Origin of the sequence: Bartonella sp. AP150HLJHH (genome assembly GCF_042196385.1) — a bacterium.
GTDB lineage: Bacteria > Pseudomonadota > Alphaproteobacteria > Rhizobiales > Rhizobiaceae > Bartonella.
Window position 1 is genome coordinate 1 of record NZ_JBHIQC010000071.1, and the last position, 2,792, is coordinate 2,792.

Genomic DNA, 2,792 nt, shown 5'->3' on the forward strand with positions numbered 1-2,792 from the left:
ATCGAATTTCATGGTCAAGATCAGAGAGAATTTGGCAAGATATTAAACAGACATCTGAGGACATAAGTGAAAAAAAACAAAAAGAGGGGACGCCCTAAAATAGCAGGGCAGCTAAGAGAACCAAACGGACGTATATCACGTTGCAAAACACCGCGTGAAGCCGTTGATAAATTGGCAATAGAAATGCGTGCAAAGCGTTTCGGTTTAACGCTACAGGAGGCAAAAAATCCACTTTCTGGTACCTATATCGGGCGGCTTTGTTTGCAAGGCGTGATTACTCAAGAGCAATATGATGCCGCGCAACAATACCTACAGATAAGAAACGACTATTTGTGTGCAAAAGGCTTGCCAAGTGCTGTTTATAATGAAATTCCGTCATCTTCTGATGATAAGGCAAGAGACAAGTGGGTAGAATTCGCAACAGAGCAGTTTATAAATATGCAAGAGGCACTTAAAGAAGCACAATGCCTCTATAAACAGTATAATCTTTATGCAGCGTTACAGTCCCTCGTTATAGAAGATCAAATGCTACCACACCTTGTGAATTCATTACGCGTTGCTCTTAATGCTCTTCAGAAACATTTTGATCGTTAAATGACAATCTCTATTACGGTTTCATTATATTGTATATCGTTCGTAAGTCTCTACAAAACCTAGCTGTTTTTTTTATGCCTCTCCCATTATCGACTCTCATACTAGACACTAAATCAACAACTTGTGTTTCGGGGTTAATGCCATTTCCACTCGGAGAACTAAGAAATTTTTTTGCGTAATAAAACATTGGATCTGTACTACTCATAGACATGTTGTATGCCCAAATAAAATTTTCTTCACTCCAATTATGTTCATAGCGTAAAGTATTTATTACACTAGGTAGCATCGCCCATGACATCTCCTTATTATAATCACCCCTTAGTAAATTCACAAAGCGTCCACATAAAACAATAAGTATGTGACGATGCCATACAGTGTCAAATTTGGCAGTTATATTTTGATAGCCATTTTTGTATGCAAATTGATTTGCTTCGTGTTGCTTGTCGAAATGCGTAAAGTCTTCATATTCTTTACTTGCATATTTATCGTAAAGTTGATTGTACTGCTCTATAGTATCTACACGTGTAAATGTACGTGTAAATCCAAATGACGCTGATGCAGATAGCGCTGATATAGAAAAGAAAGCTATAAATGTTATGATGCGTGTTATGGATAATGGTTTCATTATTTTGGATCCTTAATTATTCATAAGCGCTGTTTAACCGATTCCCTTTGAAATTATCAATATGTGTTATTTTTATGTTGACAAAGTGTAGCAAATCGTATTTAATGACATTGCTGTACTTAGGCGTATTGTGTCTAGAGAGGGAAATGTACAGTCGAAAATCCCCGCAAATGCGGGGTTTTTTATTATCTGGAGGGCGTATTTTATGACATCAGAAAATACACAGCAGGCTCCACAACCCATTAAAAAGCGTATACCACCAAAGGCAGGTCAAGGGCGTGTCAAAGGCGTTCCAAATAAAGTGACGCGCATTTTAAAAGAAGCAGTGGTTAAGGCTGCTGAGAATGCTGGGAATAAAATTGGCAATGATGGTTTGATTTCTTATTTGGAAAAGCAGGCTATGGAATGCCCCGCTGCTTATTTAGCGTTGCTTGGTAAGGTGTTGCCTTTACAGGTAACAGGTGAAGATGGGGGAGCCATTAAGATCATAGGGCGTGTAGAAATTGCTCCTTTAACAATGAATGACGACAAGACAGATTAAGATTGTACCAAAACTTATACCGATTTTTACAGGAGACGCTTTGGTACGAGCGGCTTGGGGTGGACGAGGGTCTGGGAAGACAAGATCATTTGCCTTGATGGCTGCTTTAAAAGGCTATCAATTTGGTATGCAGGGGATATCGGGGACCATTCTTTGTGCACGTCAGTTTCAGAATTCTTTGGCAGAGAGTTCATTGGAGGAGATTAAGCGCGCCATTGAAGCGCACGACTTTTTAAAGGACTATTACAAGGTTGGGGAATCGTCGATTAAGTCGATAGATGGTCGCGTAGCCTTTCAGTTTTCTGGTCTGGACCGTAATATTGCGAGCATTAAATCGATGGGGCGCATTTTGCTTTGTTGGGTTGATGAAGCAGAGCCGGTAACAGAGACGGCTTGGCAAACGCTTATACCGACTTTGCGAGAAGAAGGAGAGGGATGGCGGGCAGAATTATGGGTGACATGGAACCCGTTGCGAGAGAATGCACCCGTTGAGAAGCGGTTTCGCTTTTCAGACAATGAGGCAATCAAGCGTGTGGAGATTAACTGGTCAGACAATCCGAAGTTTCCTAAGATCTTGAATGAAGCGCGATTGGATGATCTGAGAAACCGCCCAGAGACCTATAAGCATATCTGGGAAGGGGCTTATCTTACAGCGGTTCAAGGCGCTTATTATCAAAAGGAAATGTTGGCAGCCGAGCAAGAGGGGCGGATAGGGCGTGTTGCTCGTGATCCTTTAATGCAGATACGCGCCTTTTGGGATATTGGGGGGACAGGCGCCAAGGCAGATGCAACAGCGATATGGATAGCGCAATTTGTTGGTAGAGAGATCAGAGTGCTTAATTATTACGAAGCACAGGGACAGCCGTTATCGGAACATATCGGTTGGTTGCGTCAAAATGGTTATGAGAAGGCATTGATGGTTCTCCCCCATGACGGTGCGACCAGAGACCGTGTGCACAATGTGAGTTTTGAGAGCGCTCTTAAACAGGCAGGCTTTCAAACAAAAGTTATCCCTAATCAGGGAGCAGGGGC

General features: G+C 41.9%; 4 protein-coding genes. 3 read left to right on the top strand and 1 reads right to left on the bottom strand.

Features of this window, described 5'->3' with window-relative positions; genetic code table 11:
• Window positions 1-66 precede the first annotated feature (66 nt).
• Window positions 67-594, top strand: a complete 528-nt coding sequence (locus ACFING_RS09535; RefSeq protein WP_375630710.1) for a hypothetical protein — start codon at window positions 67-69, stop codon at window positions 592-594.
• Window positions 595-607: 13 nt separating this feature from the next.
• On the opposite strand, the gene ACFING_RS09540 is transcribed toward ACFING_RS09535, so the two are convergent.
• Complete coding sequence (locus tag ACFING_RS09540) at window positions 608-1,219, bottom strand: hypothetical protein (protein ID WP_375630712.1); 612 nt, start codon at window positions 1,217-1,219, stop codon at window positions 608-610.
• Between the two features lie 205 nt (window positions 1,220-1,424).
• Between ACFING_RS09540 and ACFING_RS09545 the strand changes: the two genes are divergently transcribed.
• Together ACFING_RS09545 and ACFING_RS09550 are read left to right on the top strand one after the other, a co-directional pair.
• Window positions 1,425-1,760, top strand: a complete 336-nt coding sequence (locus ACFING_RS09545; RefSeq protein WP_375630714.1) for a hypothetical protein — start codon at window positions 1,425-1,427, stop codon at window positions 1,758-1,760.
• On the top strand, window positions 1,741-2,792 hold a 1,052-nt coding region (locus ACFING_RS09550), incomplete at its 3' end, for a PBSX family phage terminase large subunit (protein ID WP_375630716.1). The genes ACFING_RS09545 and ACFING_RS09550, both read left to right, overlap by 20 nt.